This window comes from Capnocytophaga ochracea DSM 7271 (genome assembly GCF_000023285.1).
Lineage (GTDB): Bacteria > Bacteroidota > Bacteroidia > Flavobacteriales > Flavobacteriaceae > Capnocytophaga > Capnocytophaga ochracea.
This window is the reverse complement of sequence record NC_013162.1, coordinates 1,650,594-1,672,016: the sequence shown is the minus strand read 5'-3', so window position 1 is coordinate 1,672,016 and position 21,423 is coordinate 1,650,594. Positions and strand designations below refer to the sequence as shown.

18 protein-coding genes are annotated in these 21,423 nt (G+C 41.7%); 8 read left to right on the top strand and 10 right to left on the bottom strand.

What is annotated here, in order from left to right; all coding sequences use genetic code 11:
* Positions 1-2 precede the first annotated feature (2 nt).
* From COCH_RS07130 to COCH_RS07110, 5 genes are read left to right on the top strand one after another with little or no spacing between them, the layout of a single operon-like run.
* Positions 3-2,855, top strand: a complete 2,853-nt coding sequence (locus COCH_RS07130; protein ID WP_041546945.1) for a 4Fe-4S dicluster domain-containing protein — start codon at positions 3-5, stop codon at positions 2,853-2,855.
* 5 nt (positions 2,856-2,860) lie between these two features.
* A complete protein-coding gene (locus COCH_RS07125; protein WP_015782550.1) occupies positions 2,861-4,792 on the top strand; it encodes a family 20 glycosylhydrolase in 1,932 nt (643 codons plus the stop codon).
* Positions 4,773-6,584, top strand: a complete 1,812-nt coding sequence (locus COCH_RS07120) for a quinol:electron acceptor oxidoreductase subunit ActD (RefSeq protein WP_015782549.1) — start codon at positions 4,773-4,775, stop codon at positions 6,582-6,584. Before COCH_RS07125 ends, COCH_RS07120 begins: the two co-directional genes overlap by 20 nt.
* Before the next feature lie 24 nt (positions 6,585-6,608).
* Positions 6,609-7,142 carry a c-type cytochrome gene (locus COCH_RS07115; RefSeq protein ID WP_015782548.1) on the top strand — a complete coding sequence of 178 codons (534 nt, stop codon included), beginning with the start codon at positions 6,609-6,611 and terminating at the stop codon, positions 7,140-7,142.
* A 5-nt stretch (positions 7,143-7,147) separates the two neighbouring features.
* A complete protein-coding gene (locus tag COCH_RS07110; RefSeq protein ID WP_015782547.1) occupies positions 7,148-7,909 on the top strand; it encodes a hypothetical protein in 762 nt (253 codons plus the stop codon).
* Positions 7,910-7,913: 4 nt separating this feature from the next.
* Here COCH_RS07110 and COCH_RS07105 read toward each other — a convergent pair whose 3' ends face one another.
* Positions 7,914-9,080, bottom strand: coding sequence for a THUMP domain-containing class I SAM-dependent RNA methyltransferase (locus COCH_RS07105; RefSeq protein ID WP_015782546.1), 1,167 nt, complete (start codon positions 9,078-9,080; stop codon positions 7,914-7,916).
* Between the two features lie 64 nt (positions 9,081-9,144).
* Between COCH_RS07105 and COCH_RS07100 the strand changes: the two genes are divergently transcribed.
* Positions 9,145-10,368, top strand: a complete 1,224-nt coding sequence (locus COCH_RS07100; protein WP_015782545.1) for an exonuclease SbcCD subunit D — start codon at positions 9,145-9,147, stop codon at positions 10,366-10,368.
* 272 nt (positions 10,369-10,640) lie between these two features.
* On the opposite strand, the gene COCH_RS07095 is transcribed toward COCH_RS07100, so the two are convergent.
* On the bottom strand, positions 10,641-12,272 hold the full coding sequence (locus tag COCH_RS07095; RefSeq protein WP_015782544.1) for an acyl-CoA--6-aminopenicillanic acid acyl-transferase: 1,632 nt from the start codon (positions 12,270-12,272) through the stop codon (positions 10,641-10,643).
* A 424-nt stretch (positions 12,273-12,696) separates the two neighbouring features.
* Between COCH_RS07095 and COCH_RS07090 the strand changes: the two genes are divergently transcribed.
* Both COCH_RS07090 and COCH_RS07085 read left to right on the top strand, forming a co-directional pair.
* Positions 12,697-15,333: a valine--tRNA ligase gene (locus COCH_RS07090; protein WP_015782543.1), complete on the top strand. Its 2,637-nt coding sequence runs from the start codon at positions 12,697-12,699 to the stop codon at positions 15,331-15,333.
* 11 nt (positions 15,334-15,344) lie between these two features.
* On the top strand, positions 15,345-16,160 hold the full coding sequence (locus tag COCH_RS07085) for a 2,3,4,5-tetrahydropyridine-2,6-dicarboxylate N-succinyltransferase (protein WP_002675498.1): 816 nt from the start codon (positions 15,345-15,347) through the stop codon (positions 16,158-16,160).
* Positions 16,161-16,225: 65 nt separating this feature from the next.
* Here the strand turns inward: COCH_RS07085 and COCH_RS07080 are convergent, their stop codons facing one another.
* From COCH_RS07080 to COCH_RS07050, 8 genes are all read right to left on the bottom strand, one after another.
* On the bottom strand, positions 16,226-16,753 hold the full coding sequence (locus tag COCH_RS07080) for a porin family protein (protein ID WP_015782542.1): 528 nt from the start codon (positions 16,751-16,753) through the stop codon (positions 16,226-16,228).
* A 344-nt stretch (positions 16,754-17,097) separates the two neighbouring features.
* The gene (locus COCH_RS07075) at positions 17,098-17,607 is read right to left on the bottom strand and encodes a gamma carbonic anhydrase family protein (protein WP_015782541.1); all 510 of its coding nucleotides are present in this window, start codon (positions 17,605-17,607) and stop codon (positions 17,098-17,100) included.
* Complete coding sequence (locus tag COCH_RS07070; protein ID WP_002675489.1) at positions 17,588-17,815, bottom strand: DUF3820 family protein; 228 nt, start codon at positions 17,813-17,815, stop codon at positions 17,588-17,590. Before COCH_RS07070 ends, COCH_RS07075 begins: the two co-directional genes overlap by 20 nt.
* A gap of 53 nt (positions 17,816-17,868) precedes the next feature.
* Positions 17,869-18,162, bottom strand: a complete 294-nt coding sequence (locus tag COCH_RS11545) for a type II toxin-antitoxin system RelE/ParE family toxin (protein ID WP_002675487.1) — start codon at positions 18,160-18,162, stop codon at positions 17,869-17,871.
* Positions 18,134-18,397 carry a hypothetical protein gene (locus COCH_RS07065; RefSeq protein WP_002675485.1) on the bottom strand — a complete coding sequence of 88 codons (264 nt, stop codon included), beginning with the start codon at positions 18,395-18,397 and terminating at the stop codon, positions 18,134-18,136. Before COCH_RS07065 ends, COCH_RS11545 begins: the two co-directional genes overlap by 29 nt.
* Positions 18,398-18,547: 150 nt before the next feature.
* Entirely contained in the window at positions 18,548-19,675 is a 1,128-nt protein-coding gene (gene bioB / locus COCH_RS07060) for a biotin synthase BioB (protein ID WP_015782540.1), read from the bottom strand.
* Between the two features lie 127 nt (positions 19,676-19,802).
* On the bottom strand, positions 19,803-20,477 hold the full coding sequence (cmk, locus tag COCH_RS07055; protein WP_009422545.1) for a (d)CMP kinase: 675 nt from the start codon (positions 20,475-20,477) through the stop codon (positions 19,803-19,805).
* A gap of 31 nt (positions 20,478-20,508) precedes the next feature.
* Entirely contained in the window at positions 20,509-20,994 is a 486-nt protein-coding gene (locus tag COCH_RS07050) for a hypothetical protein (RefSeq protein ID WP_009422597.1), read from the bottom strand.
* Positions 20,995-21,423: the final 429 nt, after the last annotated feature.

Below are 21,423 nucleotides of genomic sequence, written 5' to 3'. Positions count from 1 at the left end.
AAATGACTAAAGAGTCCATACATAACATACCAACATCACGGCGGGATTTCCTAAAATTCTTAGGTTTTTCTACAGCAGTGGCTGCCTTAGCAGGTTGCGAAGGGGCGGTACACAAAACAATTCCGTATGTGATACAGCCCGAAAGCATTGTAGCAGGTGAAGCCAATTACTACGCTACTTGCATCGCCGATGGTTTTGACTTTGCCAGCGTACTGGTGAAAACTCGCGAAGGGCGACCCATTGCTGTATTGCGCAACCCCGAAGCCAAAGCAGGAGGGGCAGTGAATGCAAGGATATTGGCATCGGTATTGAGTTTATACGATGAAAATAGGAAACCTCCCACCATTGCAGGGGAAGGTTTTTGGCAGAAAATTGAGACCGATACTCTTTCAGCCTTAGAGAAAGCAAAAGCTAAAGGAAAGCAAATTGTGATGCTCAGCCAAACACTCGCCAGTCCGTCGAGTTATGCTCTTGTAGAACTCCTAAAAGAAAAATACCCTACCTTTAAGCTCATAGAATACGATACCATCTCAGAAGAGGCTACTCTCAGAGCTTTTGAAAAACGTTGTGGACTGCGCGCGATGCCTGATTACGATTTCAGCAAGGCAAAGCTCATCGTTTCCTTTGATGCCGATTTTTTGGGAGATTGGAATGGCGGGGGCTATGAAGCAGGCTATGCGCAAGGGCGTATCCCCAGCAAAGCAAATGGAATGTCACGCCATATTCAGTTGGAAGCCAACCTCAGCCTTACAGGCGCTAATGCCGATGAACGTATCGACCTCACCCCTCAACAACTGAAAGTAGCTTTAGCACAATTCTATATTTTTTTAACAGAATATCAAACTTCTCATTCTGAAGATCTTCCTGCTGAAATTAATGAAAAACTCAAAGCAATAGCCGATGAAGTAAAAAAAGCGGGTAGCGATGCCGTAATCGTAACAGGTATTGATAAGGACAATGCCCAAGAACTCACCTTTGCGCTGAATAAAAGACTGAAAAGCAAGGCTTTTATACCTGAAACACCCGTACTCACGCGCAAAGGAGATATAGTGTGGAAATTCAAACCATTGCTCACCGATATGAACGAAGGCAAGGTAGGCGTTCTCTTTATCAACAATCTCAACCCTTTATACAGTTTGCCTAACGCCGAAGCATTTGCCACAGGCTTGAAAAAAGTACCTTTTTCGGTATCCTTTGCGATACGTGTTGATGAAACTGCCGTGCAAACGACCCTTTGGGCGCCTCAACCTCATTATTTAGAGTCGTGGGGCGATGTAGAATTTAAATACGGGCACTACGGACTGATGCAGCCTTGTATACGTCCGCTTTTCAACACCCGCCAATGGCAAGACTGTTTTTTGCAATGGATAGGACACAAGGAGAGCTATTACGATTTTATCAAAGCTCATTGGGAAGGCCATATCTTAAAAGGATTTTCTTGGGAACAAGCCCTACACGACGGCACTTTTGTAGATAAGGAAAAAAGATTTGATTTTGAACAACAAGAAGAGGAACGACTAAGTTTATTCCGCACCAAAGAATCTTTTACTGATATATCTATCTCTCAATTACTTATAAGCCAAACGGAATCGCCTTTTGAACTTTCTCTCTACACTAGCACCGCTTTGGGCGATGGGCAGCAGGCTAACAATCCTTGGCTACAAGAGCTCCCCGACCCTATCCACCGCACTACGTGGGATAACTTCCTCACGATGCACCCCAGCGATGCCCAGCGTCTGAGTATTGAAAATTGGCATACAGCTGATGGTGCTTTGGACGGGCATCAGGCGAAAGTGAGTGTTAACGGCAAAAGTATCATCGCTCCCGTACTCATCACTCCTGCACAAGCGCAAGGCAGTGTGGGGCTTGCCTTAGGTTATGGGCGCAAGTCAGGTATACAAACCGAAATGCAAATAGGCGTGAATGCCTTCCCTCTTTATAAAGACCATTGTAAAAACCAAGGCGTACAGATAGAAAAAGCAGACGGCACTCACCAATTTGCCTGCTTGCAACTGCAAAATGAATTGGTGGGGCGTAAAAATATTCTTAAAGAAATCAGTTTAGATACTTTCTTAAACTCCTCTGCCGAAGTGTGGAACCCTCAACCCCCTAAAACAAAGAAAGACTCTACCAGCCCACATCACTTTAAACTCTCTATCGACCTGAATGCTTGCACGGGTTGTGCGGCTTGTGTGATCGCTTGCCACGCCGAGAACAATGTGCCCGTAGTAGGCAAAGAAGAAGTGCGTCGCTCGCGCGATATGCACTGGTTGCGCATCGATCGTTATGAATCAAGAGAAAACGAACAAAGGTGCGTAGGCTTTCAGCCCGTGATGTGTCAGCATTGTAATAATGCCCCTTGTGAGACTGTTTGTCCCGTAATCGCTACGGCTCACGGACAGCAAGGACAAAACCAAATGGCTTACAACCGCTGTGTAGGTACGCGCTACTGTGCCAACAACTGCCCCTATAAAGTGCGTAGGTTCAACTGGTTTCAGTATAGTAAAAATAAGCAGTTCAACTACAATATGAACAACGAAATAGGACGTATGGTGCTCAACCCCGATGTAACGGTTCGTTCGCGAGGGGTAATGGAAAAGTGTTCCCTCTGTATCCAGAACACCCAAGCGGTAATACTGAAAGCCAAAAGAGAAGGTCGTGCGGTCGCCCCAGGAGAGTTTAATAATATAGTAGCTTGTGCAGCTGCTTGTAATACAGGGGCTATGGTATTTGGCGATGCTAACGAAGAAGGAAGCAAAATCGCCCAACTCAGTGCCAGCGATCGTATGTATCAGCTTTTAGCTGAGCTGGGGACAGACCCTAATGTGGTGTATCAAGTGAAAGTTAGAAATTAGAATTTATGAAGTTTTACATATTTTTGATATACTTTTGGTGTGTTTCTCCTTGTGTGTTGTATGCAGGGATAGACCACTTATTGCCTGCACCGCAACAAGTCATCGCTAATGGACAACGCTACAAGGTAGCCTCAGCAGAAACACACCCTCTCATTATTGTAGAAAGAGTAGCCGATTTGCCCGAAATTCCTATCAATAAAGAAGAAGGGTATCTATTGGAAGTTACCAAAAATTATATCCTCATTAGGGCGATCAGTGGGAGAGGCGTGTTTTGGGCAAAACAAACCCTAAAACAACTTTTGGTTATTAAAGGCAATAAAGCCTATTACGAAGGGTGCAAAATCATCGATTATCCTGCTTTTAGAGTACGAGGTTTTATGCAAGATGTAGGACGCACCTTTATGAGTTTGGAGGAGTTGAAAAGAGAAATAGTACTACTTTCGCAGTATAAAATCAATGTATTTCATTGGCATCTCACTGAAAACCAAGGGTGGCGTTTGCAGAGTTTGCGCTATCCTGAACTCAATGCTCCTTCTAGCTATGAGCGTATGCCTGCCCAATACTATACCCTCCAAGAAGCCAAAGAGTTAGTTGCTTTCTGCAAAAAACACAATGTATTGCTCATCCCCGAAATTGATATGCCTGGACACAGTCGTGCTTTTGAAAAGGCTTTTGGGGTAGATATGCAATCGGAAAAAGGAATGGCAATTCTCAAAGAACTATTGGATGAGGTAGTCGAAAATCTTGATGTTCCTTATATTCATATAGGCACTGATGAAGTAGTTTTTAGCAATCCGCAATTTGTACCCGAAATGGTGGCTTACCTGCGCCATAAAGGCAAAAAGGTGATTTCGTGGAATCCTGGGTGGCAATATAAAGCAGGTGAAATAGATATGACCCAATTGTGGAGTTATCGCGGTAAAGCACAAAAAGGCATCCCTGCTATCGATAGCAAATTTCACTACATCAATCATTTCGATACTTTTGGCGATTTGGTTGCTCTCTACAACAGTAGGATTTTAAATGTAGCCCAAGGCGATGAAGACCACGCGGGAGCTATTATAGGGTTGTGGAATGATCGCTATATCAGAGGAGAGCGAAATATTCTCATTCAAAACAATTTCTATCCTGCGATGCTCGCCTTAGCTGAGCGCTCTTGGAAAGGAGGAGGTAGCGAATATTTCGACGGCAAAGGCACTATGCTTCCCACAGATACCAACGACCCCATATTCAAGCAGTTTGCCGATTTTGAAAGACGTATGTATTGGCATAAAACCCATCATTTTACAACCGAACCCTTTGCCTACGTACCTCAAACCAACGTAGTTTGGCGTATTACCGATGCTTTCCCTAACAATGGCAACCTTGCTCAATCCTTTCCACCTGAGAAAGCTTTAAAAGAAAGCTACTCTTATGAAGGAAAAACTTATCATACCCATAAAGCCATAGGGGCTGGCATTTATTTGCGACATACTTGGGGGAAACTTGTTCCTGCTTTTTATAAAAACCCTCAGCCCAACCACACTGCTTATGTGTACACTTATGTATATTCACCCGAAGAACAGCAGGTTGGTTTATGGGTAAGTTTTCAAGATTACAGTCGGTCGGAAAAAGATCTTCCCCCGCCACAAGGCAAATGGGATTACAAGGAGAGCAAAATTTGGCTAAACGATACTGAACTCTCTCCTCCTATATGGGAATCAACTCACAGAGAACTCTCTAACGAAATACCTCTTACTAACGAAAATTTCCAAGTGCGTCCTCCTTTGCAAGTTACCCTCAACAAGGGATGGAATAAAGTGTTACTCAAGCTCCCCGTGGGTGCTTTCTCTACCCCCGAAGTGCGATTGGTGAAATGGCAATTCACTTGTGTGTTTGTAACTCCCGACGGCAAGGACGCTGTAAAAAATCTTATTTATGCAGATACTCAACGATAAATCCTATCATACCATCAGTGAAGATATAGCGCGCCCCATTGAAGGTCGTGCTTCGCGTGCGTGGTGGATTGCCTTTGGTATTACCCTCCTTGCAACCCTCTGGGGAGTGTGGGCAATATGGGTAACCTTGCGCGACGGCATAGGCGCGTGGGGGCTCAACAAAAGCGTAGGTTGGGCGTGGGACATCACCAACTTTGTGTGGTGGATAGGTATCGGGCACGCGGGAACGCTCATCTCGGCGGTATTGTTGCTCTTTCGCCAACAGTGGCGGGTGGCAATTAATCGCTCAGCTGAAGCTATGACTATATTCGCGGTGCTTCAAGCGAGTATCTTCCCGATACTGCATTTGGGCAGACCGTGGTTATTGCATTTCAACTTGCCTATTCCTAACCAATACGGCTCGTTGTGGGACAATTTCAACTCGCCTTTGCTATGGGATGTGTTTGCTATTGCTACCTACTTTTCAGTATCCTTAGTATTTTGGTGGGTAGGCTTACTCCCCGATTTTGCTATGTTGCGCGACCGTGCTCTCAAGCCTTTTCAGAAGAAGATTTACAGCTTGCTGAGTTTTGGGTGGAGTGGTCGCGCCAAAGATTGGCAACGTATGGAAGAAACAATGTTGCTCTTGGCAGGTATTGCCACTCCGTTAGTCATTTCGGTGCATACTATTGTCTCTTTTGATTTTGCTACTTCGGTGGTCTCTGGCTGGCACACTACTATCTTCCCGCCCTACTTTGTAGCAGGAGCTATCTTTTCGGGTTTTGCAATGGTGAGTTTGCTACTGATTATCTTGCGCAAAGTATGTAAATTAGAAGCCTATATCACCCTCAAACACATCGATCTGATGAACACTGTAATGTTAGTTGCGGGTAGTATTGTAGCGGTTGCTTACCTGACCGAGTTTTTTATGGCAATGCGCTCTCACTCGGAGTTTGAAAAATACGTCTTCATAAATCGTGCTACAGGTGATTATGCGTGGGCATTCTGGACGATGATTATTTGCAATATTGTCCTTCCTCAATTGCTATGGTTCAAAAAGTTACGCCGTAGCATTGCCTTTTCAGTATGCGTTGCTTTGGTAGTATGTGTGGGGATGTGGTTTGAGCGTTTTGTAATTATCGTTACCTCACTGCATCGCGGTTATCTGCCGTCGTCGTGGACGATGTTTAGTCCTACGTGGGTGGATATAGGGATATTTGTAGGCACTTTGGGATTTTTCTTTTTGTTGTTCTTATTATATGCAAGGAGCTTCCCAATGATTGCACAAGCAGAAGTGAAAGGTGTCAGCGGACAGGTGTCAGGTCTTAGGTATCAGGGGACAGATGTTAGGGAGCAGGTATCTCTTAACTCTTATCTCTTAACTCTTACCTCTCCTGAAGAACTTTTGGTTACTGTCAAACAACTGAAGCAAGAAGGCAAGGAGATTCAAGAAGTATATACGCCTTTTTATGTACACGGTTTAGACGAAGCCTTAGGACTCAAGCGTACTCGCTTAGGCAAAGCTACTTTTCTATACGGACTCATAGGCTTGTTTTTCGGGTGTTGGCTTACCTATTTCACAATGATAAAAGACTGGCCAATGGATATTGGTGGAAAGCCTAATGCCACTTTCTGGCAAAACCTCCCCGCTTTTATACCCATAATATTCGAGTTGGTTGTATATTTTGCAGCGCATCTATTGGTGATTAGTTTCTTTATCAGAAGTAGGTTATATCCATTCAAAAAAGCTGAAAATCCTATAAAGAAAAGTAGTGATGATAAATTTGTAATTCAGGTAAGAGATAAGAAGTAAGAAGTAAGAAGTAAGAGGTAAGAAATGAAACATTTTAATAATTATATAAAGTATTTATTGCTAATATTATTGGTAGTTGGTTGTAGGAACAAACAAGAGCGCAACATTGAGTTTATGCCCGATATGTACCAGAGTCCTGCTTATAAAACTTATGAAGTCGCACCGCTCTCCCCTCCTGAGCACACTGTAAAAAGAGGTGAGTTGCCCTACCGCTACCCTAATACCATTGAGGGTTATGAGCAAGCCAAAGCACAATTGCACAACCCCTTAGCAACTGATACTCTACAACAAATTCAAAATCTAACCGATGGCAAAAAACTTTACGGTATCTATTGCGCGCTCTGTCACGGTGAGAAAGGTGACGGCAAAGGAGTTTTAGTGCAAAGGGAGAAGATTTTAGGCGTTCCCAACTACAAGAGCAGAGAGCTCACCGAAGGTAGCATTTACCACGTGCTCTACTATGGACGCAATACAATGCCCGCTTTTGCTAATCAGCTGAGTGAGAAAGAACGCTGGCAAGTAGCAATGTACGTTGAACAGCTAAGAGATAAGAGGTAAGAAGTATGAACATATTGTTTTTAACATATTCAATTCTGTTGTTTGTAGCGCTTACGTTGGTAGGGGTATTGGTATTCTATGCTATCAACAAAGTAACTCACGCGGAATGGGTAACCGATTTATACCCTATAATGAAGCGTATCACAACATCTTTATGGTTAGTGTTATTAGTTTTGTTGGGAGTGCTGTATATAGTGCATAACGAACCTTATTTTCTGTTGCGTGCTGTGGGCTATATGGCAGTATGGGTGGAGTATCGCTATACTTTAAAAAAGTTTAAGAGTTTAACGCCTCACGTACTATTTTTAGTTATTTTCTTTCTTACCGAAACTCCAATGGCGTGGGATTGGCTTTTAAGCCTTACTCCCGAATGGCACAGCACCCTCTTTGCGTGGCAATTGCTCAGCAGTTTTCTGCTCTCAGGTATTGCCCTCATTACCTTATTTAGCAAGCCAGAACACTATTCTGATTTAGGCAAATACCTCTTTGGATTCTCTATTTTCTGGGCGTATTTGTGGTTCTCACAATATATGCTGATATGGTACGCCAATATCCCTGAAGAAACTGTTTATTACCAAACTCTTCTCAGCAAAGGCTACGGAGAGGCTATTGTAGCAATGCTCATTCTCAGTTTTGTACTACCTTTTCTCATCTTGCTTTCCTCACGAGCCAAACAAAAAAAGTTGCTCCTTTTTGGAACAGCTATCCTTATATTATTAGGGCAATATATCAGTTTCTATTTAATGGTAATGCCTTTTGTAAAATAGAACTTTACTCTTCGGCTTGTTTTTTAGCTTTCTTACTTCCTTCGTACATCTTATATTGTAACAATCGGCTTTCTAATTTACCATTAAAGAGCTTTATTTTTCGTGAAGGACGCAATCCTACATATTTTATACCTTCTAAATTAGAAGTGATAAACCACGCATCGGTATTGGGGTAATGATGTTTAAGAGTGTTGCCTATCGATGAGTAAAGCTGTTCTACATCGGTTTGTAGGCGCTCATTGTAAGGAGGATTGAACACCATATGTAATGGTTGCTGTTTATCTTCTTTTTCAGTAGCAAAAAAGTCTTTTTGGAATACTTGAATGTACTCAGATAGGTCGGCGTTTTTTAAGTTATCTTTGGCTTTGGCTACTGCTGACGGTGCTTTATCATATCCTATAATTTGGTGGTGAAACTCTCGTATTTTTTTAATACAACTGCCAAAGATAAGATTAAAGAGGTCTTCATCAAAATCGTTCCAACGTTCAAAAGCGAACTCTTTACGGTGTACATTGGCTGGAATATTACAAGCTATCATAGCTGCTTCTATCAAAAAAGTACCACTACCACACATAGGATCTAAGAAATCACACTGCCCTTGCCAACCGCTGAGTAGTAGGATACCAGCAGCGAGCACCTCGTTGATAGGAGCTATATTGGTAGCTGTACGATACCCGCGCTGATGCAGGGAATTGCCCGAACTATCGAGTGACACAATTACTTCGTTGCGCTGAATATGAATATGTATCTCCAAATCGGGGTGTAGTACATCTACATTGGGACGACGACCTGTGGCATTGCGAAAAGCATCAGCAATGGCATCTTTGGCTTTTAAAGCCACGTATTGAGAGTGATTAAAAAGTTCGGTTTGTAAGGTGGCTGTAACAGCGAAGGTCTGGTCTACTCTTAGGTAGGTTTGCCAATTGAAGTCATAGAGTTTTTGGTAATATTCTTTCTCACTACGCACATAAAAAGAAGCAATAGGTTTCAGTATTTTTAAAGCGGTACGCAAGCAGAGGTTCGCCTTATACATAAAGCCTTTATCACCTTCGAACTGTACACTGCGAACGCCTTTGGTTATGTGCATAGCCCCTAAATTGCGCAATTCATCAGCTAAAATATCTTCAAAGCCAAAGAAAGTTTTGGCTACCATTTTATAATTATTTTCCATTAGTATACAAAAATATGGCAAATATACATTATTTTTGCCATTTGAGAAAATAAATAGCTAAAAAATGAACTTGCTACATACTGCCGATTGGCACTTAGGACAAACGTTTTACCAATACGACCGCTATAACGAACATCAATATTTCTTAGATAATCTTTTGCAAATTATTGAAGAACAACATACTGATGTTTTACTTATCAGTGGTGATGTGTTTGATACTGCTAACCCTGCAGTGGCATCGGTAAAGCAGTTTTATCATTTTCTTCATCAAGCAACTGAGCGTTTCCCCCAACTGCAAATTATAGCTATTGCGGGTAATCACGATTCGCCTGTACGCCTTGAAATGCCCCAACCACTCTTGGAAGATACACAAGTGCATTTGGTGGGATATGTGAAAAGAAATGAACAGAGAGAGATAGATTACAAACGTCTTATTATTCCGCTTTACGAAAGAGGGGAAGTAATGGCTTACTGCCTTGCTGTGCCTTTTCTCCGCTTAGGGGATACTCCTAAAAATGAAGATACTAACCCCGATTATACTCAAGGGGTGGAGGCTTTCTACCGCGAAATTACGGAAAAGGCTTTAGCCATTGCCAAAGGAAAACCGCTGATTGCTATGGGACATCTGCACGCTTTGGGAGCAGAACTCAGCGATGAGGACACGGCTGAGCGTCCTATTATTGGGGGAATGGAAGGCTTCAAACCAACGAGCTTTCCTAACGTGTTACAATACATTGCTTTGGGACATATTCACAAAGCTCAAACCTTAGGTGGTAAAGCTCATATACGCTACTCGGGAAGTCCTATACCCTTATCATTTTCAGAAAAGGATTATCAGCATCAAGTGGTGGCTTTTTCATTAGAAGAAGGACGTGTACAGGATATTAAAACGGTGCCTATTCCGTTGCATACTCCTATGTTAAGCGTGCCTGAACGACCACTACCGGTTAAAGAAGTACTGAATGCTTTGGCTTCTTTGCCTAAGGGAACTACTCATACTCCTGCTCCTTATTTAGAAGTAAAAGTATTACTAAACGAACCTGCTCCTGAACTCAAAAACAGCATACTGAAAGCTATCGCTCATAAACACGTACGCTTGGCGCGTATAGATGTGCGCTACCAACAGCAACAAAACACTAAAAAGGAAACTTTGCAAAAGGAAATTACTTTAAACGACCTGCAACCTTATGAGGTACTACAAAGGGTTTACCAAAATAAATTCCAAAAAGAACTGCCTGAATTCTATAAACCTTTGTTTGATGAAGCAATGGAGAAAGCGACTGATTAATGGTTAGTGGTTAATTGATGTGAGTTCGATGTAAGAAAAGTGTAGCTTACGCTACAGAAATCTCTCAAATCTTAAAAAAAATCAAACAAATAAACAGCTTTGCTGTTTTAAATGTCTCGCACAGATTACACGGATTTTAGCAACGAGTTGCTTAAATTTCACTGATTATAACGTAAATACAACCGTAAATCAGTGTTATATATATCAAACTGATGCTAATTAGTAAGATAATTCTTTTTGGATTTCTGCAAAAGCAAGTTTAATACGAGTTACTAATTTTTATTGACTAACTTTTGAATCTTCTCTCGTTCTTCACTATACGGTATTTCGCATTGGAGGGCTTTTTGGAAGAGTTGGTGTGCGGTTTCTTTGTTACCTTGTGTTTGATAAGCTCGCCCTAATAAATAATAGGCTTTCCAATAATGCGGGTTGAGACTTGTTATGGGCTTTACTTCGTCTATTACAATAGGGGTATGTTCGCGCAAATGTGTTTCTATCTGTTGCTCTAATACCCTATACGCTTCGTAATCCTTAAACGCTTGGGTGTACATAAAAGGGTCGGGCGGAATATTTAAGGAAGTTTGAGGATAAGGGCTATGCGACGGGTAAGCTTTGGTAGCAAATATCTGCTTCAAATCATAGGCTACAAAAGTGCCCAACTGATAAGGAGCTGTCGATACCCATACCAAGCGTTCTTGAGGTTTAAAAATTACTGCGTGATGTGCCAATAGCTGGTTGAGCGCTTTCTCATTGCCATAGCCTATGGAGTCGGCGTGTAAGCCTTCGGTACTGCGGAGGAGTGTAGCTATTTTAGAAGGGGTCAGCTTAGGTTCTTCTGTTAGGAACTCCTGCATTTTGGCATATCTATACGCTGAATGCGAAGTGCGTATCTGTTTGAGATTCTTCTTATCTTTCTTGTACACTTCACTTTGGAAATGATTGGCGCAAAGCACTGCATTAGGAGCTTCGTACACCCCAAACTTTTTGGGTGATACCTCGATGATTACTGCTTTGCCGTCGGTAGCACTCCCCACCATTATAGCTTCGGACACGAATACCTTTCGCTTTTTAGCAATGGCAATCGCCTCATCGATATTTTTGGCATACTGCAAGATTTCACGGCAGAGGAGCGAAATAGGGGTGCGAGCTTTCAGCGGAATAGACGACTTTCCCGCATTGATAGTAACCGTAAGACCTTCGAGGTTCATACCCGAGAGCACACCTATCATTCCGCCCCAAGCGTAACTCATAAAAGGAATACCTTCCTCAGGGCGCACAAATCGCACTATTTTTTCAGTAGCAAAGTCATCGGAGAGATAAAAATCGAAATTGCGTCCTATGAGGAGTTGACCATCTTCGGTTTTATCGCCCCAAACCGCTAACGAAGAACAGCCTACGAGCATCAAATCTTGCAAAGCGTGCCCTAAATCGTGAGCCGAATGCAGGTAAAGGGTACGCTGATAAACAGGGGCTATGTAGTTGAAAATCGTATCGGAGTACTGCGCTTGTCCCCAGAGTTCTTGCCGGAAGGGGGGTATCACACAATTATTGATATCTCGATTGAACCACTTGACGAACTTGCGCAAAAAACGCTGTTTGCGTTGTGAAGGCACAAACTGATTGAGTTTGACAAAGAGCAGACTGTCCTGACGGTGGTACAAAGGCTCAGTAAGTGCGCCCGAATTGAGCCCTAACTGATACGGATTTCCTGAAAGGTAGAGCTCCCACAAGCCTTGTTGATTTTTCGCAATATAGTTATCCTGAAAATACCGCAACGTATCATTTAGTACGGTAATTTGAGGTTTCTGGTACGGATAGGTTACCTCAGGCGGAGTGATTTTCTTGTAGAAAATACCGCAAGAGGTGAGCAGGAGGTAAAAAGTAAGAAGTAAGAGTTTTTTCATTTTGCCGACTCTTCGAACTGCTGATTAAGGTGCAAAAATAGGGATAATTTTTTAATACCCAAAATGTCAATAATGCCAATAATACCAGAAATGCGAAAATTGTAGTTTTCTGAGCTTCTAGTAAAAATTCGTACGGATTCGGAGAATATCGGAGATAGTCGAAGGTAGCGGGAGAGTGTACTTAGCTTATAGAAAGCTTATAGGAAGCTTATACGAATGTTGGACGATTGGTATAGAAAGGGTATATAAAAAGTTGATTATTAATGATTAAAAGCTAAAAGTGAATTGTTAAAAAGAGTTAAATAATCCAAAGTAAGACAGTAGTAAAAAGAAAGTAAGACAGAGCAAAAGTAGTTTAAAAATTGGTAATTGGTATTTTTTTACTACTTTTGCAGTCAGAATAGAAATTGGCAAATTAGCACATATGACAGAACCCAAAAAATACAACCCTACTGATTTAGAAGAAAAATGGTATGCCTATTGGCTTGCCCACAACTATTTTCACTCAACCCCCGATGAGCGTACACCCTATACCATTGTGATTCCACCCCCTAACGTTACAGGGGTGCTCCATATGGGGCATATGCTCAACAACACCATTCAAGATGTACTTATTCGTCGTGCACGCCTCAAAGGCTTCAACGCTTGCTGGGTACCAGGTACTGACCACGCTTCGATTGCAACAGAAGCCAAAGTGGTGGCAAAACTCAAAGAACAAGGCATTAAGAAATCCGACCTCACTCGCGAAGAGTTCCTTGTACACGCGTGGGAATGGACACACCAATACGGTGGGGTGATTCTCGAACAACTCAAAAAATTGGGTTGCTCTTGCGACTGGGAACGCACTAAATTCACTATGGACGAGGAACTTTCGGCTTCGGTTATCAAAGTGTTTGTGGATTTGTACAACAAAGGACAAATATACCGCGGTCACCGTATGGTGAACTGGGATCCAGAGGCGAAAACCACCCTTTCTGACGAGGAGGTGATTTATGAAGAACGTCAAGGATTTTTATATTATTTGAAATATCAAATTGAAGGCACTAATGAGTACCTTATAATCGCTACAACGCGCCCTGAAACCATTTTTGGCGATACGGCTATCTGCATCAACCCTAACGATGAGCGTTGGCAACACCTCAAGGGCAAAAAAGCGATTGTGCCTATCTGCAACCGCGTGATTCCGATTATCGAAGATGAGTACGTAGATGTAGAGTTTGGTACAGGTTGCCTGAAAGTAACCCCTGCACACGACCCTAACGACAAGGTTTTGGGCGACAAACATCAGTTGGAAGTAATTGATATTTTCAATGATGATGCAACTCTTAATCACTATGGTTTGCACTATGCGGGCAAAGACCGCTTTGTAGTGCGCAAAGAGATAGTAGCCGAATTAGAAGAAAAAAACTTACTCGCTAAAAAAGAGACCTATACTAACAAAGTGGGGACATCTGAGCGTACCAAAGCCGTGATAGAACCCCGCCTTTCTGACCAGTGGTTCCTAAAAATGGACACCCTTATCCAGCCAGCTATCAAGGCGGTATTGGAAGACGAAAGCATCAAACTATATCCTAAGAAATTCGAAAATACTTATCGCCATTGGGTAGAGAATGTACGCGATTGGAATATCTCACGCCAATTGTGGTGGGGACAACAAATTCCTGCTTACTACTACGGCGAGGGTAAAGACCAATTTGTAGTAGCCAAAACTAAGGCAGAAGCCCTCGCTTTGGCTAAAGAAAAGAGCGGCAATGCACATCTTACTGAAGCCGATTTGCGACAAGATGAAGATGCTCTCGATACTTGGTTCTCGTCTTGGTTATGGCCAATGAGTGTTTTCAACGGTATTTTAGAGCCTAATAATCCTGAAATCGAGTATTATTACCCAACCAACGATTTGGTAACAGGACCTGATATCCTTTTCTTCTGGGTAACCCGAATGATAGTAGCAGGTTATGAGTACAAAGGTGAGCGTCCGTTTAGCAATGTGTATCTTACCGGATTGGTACGCGACAAGCAACGTCGCAAGATGTCTAAATCCTTAGGTAACTCGCCCGATGCGCTCAAACTCATCTCCGATTACGGTGCTGATGGCGTGCGCGTGGGGCTCTTGCTCTCATCGGCAGCAGGTAATGACTTACTGTTTGATGAAGCCCTTTGTCAACAAGGAAAAGGATTTGGCAACAAATTGTGGAATGCCTTCCAATTGGTAAAAGGCTGGCAAGTGGATAGCTCGGTAGCACAACCTACAGCTGCTCAGCTCGCTTTGCAATGGTTTGAAGCGAAGTTCAACGCGGTACTCACCGAAGTAGAAGACCATTTTGAGAAATATCGCATCTCCGATGCTCTAATGGCAATCTATAAACTCGCCTGGGACGACTTCTGCGCGTGGCTTTTGGAAATGGTAAAACCTGAATACGGCAAACCAATGGACAAAGCAACTTACGAGGGAGTGGTAGCAGCTTTTGAGAATTTACTAAAACTCCTCCACCCCTTTATGCCTTTCCTCACCGAAGAAATATGGCAAAGTTTAGCCCCTCGTACCCCTGAACAAGCCCTTATCGTGGCTACCTACCCTACCGTACAGCCGTACGACGAAAAACTATTGGCAGAATTTGATTTTGCTGCCGAAGTGATAGCAGGTATCCGCACGGTGCGCAAAGAGAAGAATATACCTTTCAAAACACCGCTTAGCCTTTCAGTATTAAACAAAGAGCAAATGAGCAATCGTTTTGATGTGGTACTTAGCAAAATGGGCGGACTTGAGGCTATTACCGAAGTAAGTACAGCCATAGAAGGCGCAATGTCTTTCCGCGTAAAAGCTAATGAATACTTTATTCCAATGGAAGGCGCGGTGAATGTAGAAGAGGAACTCAAAAAACTACAAGAGGAACTCACCTATACACAAGGCTTTTTAGCATCGGTACGCAAGAAACTTTCTAATGAGAAATTCGTAAATTCAGCGCCTGCCCAAGTAGTAGACAACGAGCGCAAAAAAGAAGCTGATGCGTTAGCAAAAATTGAAACACTTGAAAAAGCAATAAAAGCAATTAACAATTGATAATTAGATAAATGGAACACTTAAAACAAATGATAGATGAGGCGTGGGAGAATCGCTCTCTGCTTCGTGAGGAAATTGTACAGCAAACCATTAGAGAGGTGATTCACCTCTTGGATTTAGGTAAATTGCGAGTGGCAGAGCCTACTGCCGATGGCTGGAAAGTAAACGAATGGGTGAAAAAAGCTGTTGTGCTTTACTTCCCTATCCAAAATATGAAACCCGTAGAGGTAGGTATCTTTGAGTTTCACGATAAGATTCCGCTCAAACACAACTACGATGAGAAAGGGGTGCGCGTAGTACCTCCTGCTGTAGCACGCCGTGGCGCTTTTATTGCTAAAGGCGCTATACTGATGCCCAGCTATGTGAATATAGGGGCGTATGTAGATGAAGGTACAATGGTAGATACGTGGGCTACTGTGGGTAGTTGCGCTCAAATAGGCAAGCACGTGCACCTGAGTGGTGGCGTAGGTGTAGGAGGTGTATTAGAACCCTTGCAAGCAGCTCCCGTGATAGTAGAAGACGGAGCTTTCATCGGGTCGCGTTGTATCTTGGTAGAAGGAGTACGCGTAGGCAAAGAAGCGGTACTTGGTGCTAATGTAGTGCTTACAGCCTCTACTAAAATCATTGATGTAACGGGCAATGAACCTAAAGAACTGAAAGGCTATGTACCTGAACGTTCGGTAGTGATTCCTGGTAGTTACACCAAGCACTTCCCAGCAGGTGATTACCAAGTGCCTTGTGCCCTTATCATCGGGCAGCGTAAAGCCTCAACCGACAAGAAAACTTCACTAAACGATGCCCTTAGAGAATATGGAGTTTCTGTATAAGAAAAGTGATGAGGATATAAAATAGAAAAGGCTACCTTTTGGGTAGCCTTTTAATAGATAATGATTTAGAATTTATATCCTATCTTAATACCAAAGTTAGGTTCGATAGCCCAGAACTTCTTATTTTCATTAACTTGTTTACCAAAGTTTCGTGCAATATTTGCAAAAGGAGCGATGATAAAGGTATCGTCGAGATTCCATTGGTAACCTGCCCCTACACCTAAGATAAAACTATCCAAACGAGTTTTTACTCCATCTTCAGAGAATGTTCCAAAGCGTTGTTTGATAAAAGGATTTACATAGAGCCCTGTACCTCCGTCTTCTTCAAAATAATAGTTATATCCTATTTGAATACTAGTAGCTCTGTACTTCTCTCCTTCTTTTCTAGGGAATACAGAAAAGCGGTCGTTAAAGAAAATAGTTCCTTCAATAGACTGATTAGGAGCTATGTAATGTTCATAACCTAACTCTACAGAAGCTAACCATATAACATTCAAGATATTCAAGTTTACTTGATGTTGAGGAAAATCACTTTGGGCAAATGTTTTTGCTGAGAAAAACATAAGCATTACAGCTACAATAATTTTTTTCATCGGTTTTCTTAGTTTAAAAATAATGGCAAAGATACTACTTTTATGCTAATACACAAAAATAATGCTGTAAAATCAAAAAAAGTCCAGTGTGTAGCACACTGGACTTTTATATGTAAAACTAACTAATTCACTTGTGAAGAAAAGGTAACAACTATTAAAAACACTAAAAAAGAATACAGACTTCACAAGGAATCGCAAACGAAATATAAAGACTTTACTACTATTATATTCCTTTACTAATAGTGGGGCAAAGGTATATATTATTTTGAATATATCCAAATAAATAGTAGAATAATTTTAAATAACATACGTTTAATACTGATAATCAATACGTAGCATATTGTCTATTTTTCTATCCAACTTGCATATTTAGGATAGTTTAGGGCAGTTCGCTCGATGAGAGTCCTCTGTTCATCGGTAATATTTTTGAGTTTTTTAGCAGGAACGCCAGCATAGAGGCTCCCTTTTTCTATATGGGTATTAGGAGGTACTACGGCTCCAGCAGCTACAATGCTATGGCTTTCTACCACACATCCGTCCATTACGATGCTTCCCATACCTATAAGCACATCATCTTCGATAGTACAGCCGTGTACGATAGCGTTATGCCCTATGGAGACGCGATTGCCAATGGTTGTGGGGTGTGTTTGATAGGTAGCGTGAATCACTACACCATCTTGGATATTGGTGTCATCACCTATGCAAATAGTGTTTACATCGCCACGAATAACCGCATTATACCACACGGTACAGTGGTCGCCTAAGTGCACATCACCGGTAAGGGTAGCATTTTCAGCAAAAAAGCAACCTTCCCCAAAGGTAGGTTGCTTTCCGTTAACTTTCTTGACTAACATATTCTTTTAGTTTATCTATTATCTCTTGTAGACCATTAGTTTTTATCTCGAAAGTAGTAGCCAATAACATTCCTAATTTTCCTTTGGGAAATCCTTGGGTGCTAAACCACTCGAGGTAATAGGAAGGTAAATCAGCAATCATAGTACCCTTGTACTTGCCATAAGGCATAGGAGTAGTGATGATTTCTTTGAGAATTTCGGAGTTCATAGAGAAAATTAGGGAATTAGATAATTAGAAAATTTGTGAATTAATTAGGTGATTTAGAACAAAGGTTTCTGTTTAGAACTTCTAAAATGGCGTATTTCTATTATATTTTTTTCTTTATCAACTTTGTAATAAACAAGAAATTTTCCTTTTAGAATAGTTCGCCTATAAATATTTAGGTCTTTGTTATAATACGATAATGCATACGGATCTATTGAAATCTCCTTTTCTAAATCTATCAAAGCCTTAGTAATTTTATCGGAATAAGAAAAACTACCATTTCTTTCGTCCCAATAATCAAGTGTATCGTTATAATTTCTTTCAGCTTCTTGAGTCCACTTTACTTTCATAACGTTGTCTTCTTCGTTCTGTAGCCCTTCTGTGTACTTCAGAACTATCCACTAACATTCCTAATCTTGATTGTTCTTCTGAAAGAGCTAAACTTCTAAGGTCTTCTTCAGTAAGCTCACTAAAATCATCTGCTCTTTCTACAACTGTTGTTTTTAGTTTAAACTTATCAAACAATGGTTGAAATATGGATAATTCTGTGGGATTAAAAGTTATTTTTAATGTGGTTGTATCCATAGTTTAACAATTAAAAGTTGTCTATTTCTTTGTAAATTAACAAATCTGTGAATTAATTAGGCGATTTTTCAACTTCGTCAAAGATAAGAGCCACACTGGCAAGAAACTTTGGCAAAGTGTAGGGCGTAAATTCGCAAAGCAATTGTGATATTAGTGTGTAGCTCGTACTCTTTTTCCTTCGTTGCGCTCTATTTTATGGTTAGGGCGCGTCCATTTAGGGTTTTCACCTAAGGAGTGATATTGAGAATCTTCTGCTTCTACCGTTTGAGGCTGTGGATGCGTTTCAAAAGGTTTCTGAATACGCATACCAAGTACACCGAGCATTTGCATATCCTCATTGATATCGGGGTTAGGAGTGGTGAGGAGCTTATCGCCTGCGAAGATAGAGTTGGCTCCCGCAAAGAAACAGAGAGCTTGTCCTTCTTGGCTCATTTGGGTACGACCTGCGGAAAGGCGCACTTGCGATTGTGGCATCACGATACGCGCGGTGGCTACCATACGCACCATCTCGAAGATATCTACGGGCTCACAGTCTTCCAAAGGTGTTCCTTCTACGGGCACTAAGGCATTGATAGGCACTGACTCGGGTTGTGGATTGAGCGTTGAGAGCGCTACGAGCATTCCGGCGCGGTCTTCGAGTGATTCACCCATACCAATAATCCCTCCACTGCACACAGTGATATTGGTTTTGCGCACGTTGTCAATCGTTTTGAGGCGGTCGTCATAACTACGGGTAGAAATGATTTCTTTGTAGTATTCTTCTGACGTATCGAGGTTGTGATTGTAAGCGTACAAGCCTGCTTCCGCCAAACGTTGGGCTTGGTTTTCGGTAAGCATACCGAGTGTACAGCACACTTCCATATCCAGCTTATTGATAGTACGCACCATTTCGAGCACCTGTTCAAATTCGGGACCATCTTTTACGTTACGCCACGCTGCCCCCATACACACACGTGAAGCTCCTGCTGATTTAGCACGAAGGGCTTGGGCTTTTACGTGAGTAACACTCATCATATCGGCGTTTTCTATTTTTACTTCGGTTTCGTAACGCGCCGATTGCGGACAGTAAGCACAGTCTTCGGAGCAACCTCCGGTTTTAATAGAGAGTAGTGTAGAGACTTGTACCGAGTTAGGGTCGTGATATTTACGGTGCACGGTAGCGGCTTCGTAGAGCAACTCCATTAGGGGCTTATTGTAAATAGCCATTATTTCTTCTTTCGTCCAATTATGACGGGTTTCGGCATTGCTACAGCCACACGTATGTTGATTTTCGCACATAGTTCTTTTCTTTATTTCGGGGGCAAAGATACAAAACAATTGACAATTGACAATTAACAATTGACAAATACTAAGATTTTTTGCACTTGTTCCTCTATAGTAAGAAAAAATACAAAGCGATTGACAATTAACAATTAACAAATGCTAAGATTTTTTGTACTTGTTCCTCTATCGTAAGATTGGTATTATCGATAACTATGGCATCATCAGCTTTTTTGAGAGGTGACTCTTTGCGGGTAGTATCGATATGGTCGCGGTGCTGGATATTGGCAAGCACTTCGTCGAACGATGCTTTATCGCCTTTGGCTTGTAACTCTTTATAACGGCGCTGGGCGCGCACTTGTTCGCTAGCGGTCATAAATATTTTAAGTTCAGCATTCGGGAATACCGTTGTACCGATATCGCGTCCGTCCATTACAATACCTTTGTCTTTACCCATTTTGCGTTGAAGGTCTACTAGGTAAGTGCGCACTTCGGGTTGTTTGGCAACTTCGCTCACCCAATTGGCTATTTCAATACCGCGTATTTCGTTTTCGATATTCTTACCGTCCAAATAAATTTCAGAAAATCCCAACTCAGGGTTGTATACGAACTTTATTTCCGACTTTCGCAGGGCTTTCATCAGCGGTTTTACTTCGATGCCCGAGGTAGAAACATAACCTTTTTCTAAGGCTAAATAAGTAACGGCGCGGTACATCGCACCTGTATCGATATAGACGTAGCCTAACGCTTTGGCTACGGCTTTGGCAGTAGTACTCTTTCCTGTTGAGGAATAGCCATCAATGGCAATGATAATATTCATTAGTGTTTAGTTATTAGTTTTTAATCGTTAGTTATTTGTAGAGTGATGGGGCTATTTCTATTTCGGTTACAACTTTTTTGTTTTTATCGTAGTAATAATAGTACAGTGTTATATTGTTATCAATGAAAAAACGCATCTTCCCGCGATTGGTTCTTAGGTTTTGTACAATGGCTTCCTTAGCTGCTGATGCGTCGAACTCTACTCCTTCGGAATCGAAATTAAAAAGGGTTGCATAATACCCCATAGTTTTTTCCCCTTTTAGGGCAACACTATCTAAGCGCACCCCCTCTTCTATTATTTGTGGTAATTGCCGGTTTATTTCGGCTACTTGATTCTTCATCTCATCGGTAACTAAATCGTTTTTAGCTTTTGAAAAGAAGGAGCTTGTGAGATAGCGCGTCGTAAAGAATGCTGCTAAAAATACCACAATAAAAGACACCACACCCACTATTACTGCAACAATATTTTTAGTGCGATTGTTCTTTCGGGATTCCTGAGCGTTAAGAAAATCGTTCATTTTTGTCTCTTTTTAACGCTACAAAGATATAAAACAAAAAGCAAACTGCAATGCCCTGATGCGTTTTTATCTTAAAAAAATACAACTATCTAATGATAAATACTTAAAAACAATGAGATAAGAGAATTTGGAAATGAGAGAATGAGGAAATGAGAGAATGAGGAAATGAGGAAATGAGAAAATGAGGAAATGAGAAAATGGGGTACGAGCTACAAGAAAAGTGCTAGCGGAGGGATTGTCAGTTTATTCAACTTTGCCAAAGGTCGTAGCACGACGGGCAATTAACTTTGGCAAAGTGTGTACTGCAAAGATGATGTGTTGGGACTATTAAGAGAATCCGAAGGATATCGGAAGAGTTCGGAAGAGGTGATTCAGATGAAAAGTAAAAAATGAGCTGTAATTTGGGTGGGGTTAGCTTATAGAGAGCTT

Bases quoted from the DNA above. Each gene is read 5' to 3' on its own strand.
- COCH_RS07090 (WP_015782543.1), top strand. From the start codon at position 12,697: ATGACAGAACCCAAAAAATACAACCCTACTGATTTAGAAGAAAAATGG.
- COCH_RS07080 (WP_015782542.1), bottom strand. From the start codon at position 16,753: ATGAAAAAAATTATTGTAGCTGTAATGCTTATGTTTTTCTCAGCAAAA.
- COCH_RS07095 (WP_015782544.1), bottom strand. From the start codon at position 12,272: ATGAAAAAACTCTTACTTCTTACTTTTTACCTCCTGCTCACCTCTTGC.
- COCH_RS07065 (WP_002675485.1), bottom strand. From the start codon at position 18,397: ATGGATACAACCACATTAAAAATAACTTTTAATCCCACAGAATTATCC.
- COCH_RS07050 (WP_009422597.1), bottom strand. From the start codon at position 20,994: ATGAACGATTTTCTTAACGCTCAGGAATCCCGAAAGAACAATCGCACT.
- COCH_RS07105 (WP_015782546.1), bottom strand. From the start codon at position 9,080: ATGGAAAATAATTATAAAATGGTAGCCAAAACTTTCTTTGGCTTTGAA.
- COCH_RS07085 (WP_002675498.1), top strand. From the start codon at position 15,345: ATGGAACACTTAAAACAAATGATAGATGAGGCGTGGGAGAATCGCTCT.
- COCH_RS07115 (WP_015782548.1), top strand. From the start codon at position 6,609: ATGAAACATTTTAATAATTATATAAAGTATTTATTGCTAATATTATTG.
- COCH_RS07125 (WP_015782550.1), top strand. From the start codon at position 2,861: ATGAAGTTTTACATATTTTTGATATACTTTTGGTGTGTTTCTCCTTGT.
- COCH_RS07075 (WP_015782541.1), bottom strand. From the start codon at position 17,607: ATGTTAGTCAAGAAAGTTAACGGAAAGCAACCTACCTTTGGGGAAGGT.
- COCH_RS11545 (WP_002675487.1), bottom strand. From the start codon at position 18,162: ATGAAAGTAAAGTGGACTCAAGAAGCTGAAAGAAATTATAACGATACA.
- COCH_RS07120 (WP_015782549.1), top strand. From the start codon at position 4,773: ATGCAGATACTCAACGATAAATCCTATCATACCATCAGTGAAGATATA.
- COCH_RS07110 (WP_015782547.1), top strand. From the start codon at position 7,148: ATGAACATATTGTTTTTAACATATTCAATTCTGTTGTTTGTAGCGCTT.
- COCH_RS07130 (WP_041546945.1), top strand. From the start codon at position 3: ATGACTAAAGAGTCCATACATAACATACCAACATCACGGCGGGATTTC.
- COCH_RS07070 (WP_002675489.1), bottom strand. From the start codon at position 17,815: ATGAACTCCGAAATTCTCAAAGAAATCATCACTACTCCTATGCCTTAT.
- bioB (WP_015782540.1), bottom strand. From the start codon at position 19,675: ATGTGCGAAAATCAACATACGTGTGGCTGTAGCAATGCCGAAACCCGT.
- COCH_RS07100 (WP_015782545.1), top strand. From the start codon at position 9,145: ATGAACTTGCTACATACTGCCGATTGGCACTTAGGACAAACGTTTTAC.
- cmk (WP_009422545.1), bottom strand. From the start codon at position 20,477: ATGAATATTATCATTGCCATTGATGGCTATTCCTCAACAGGAAAGAGT.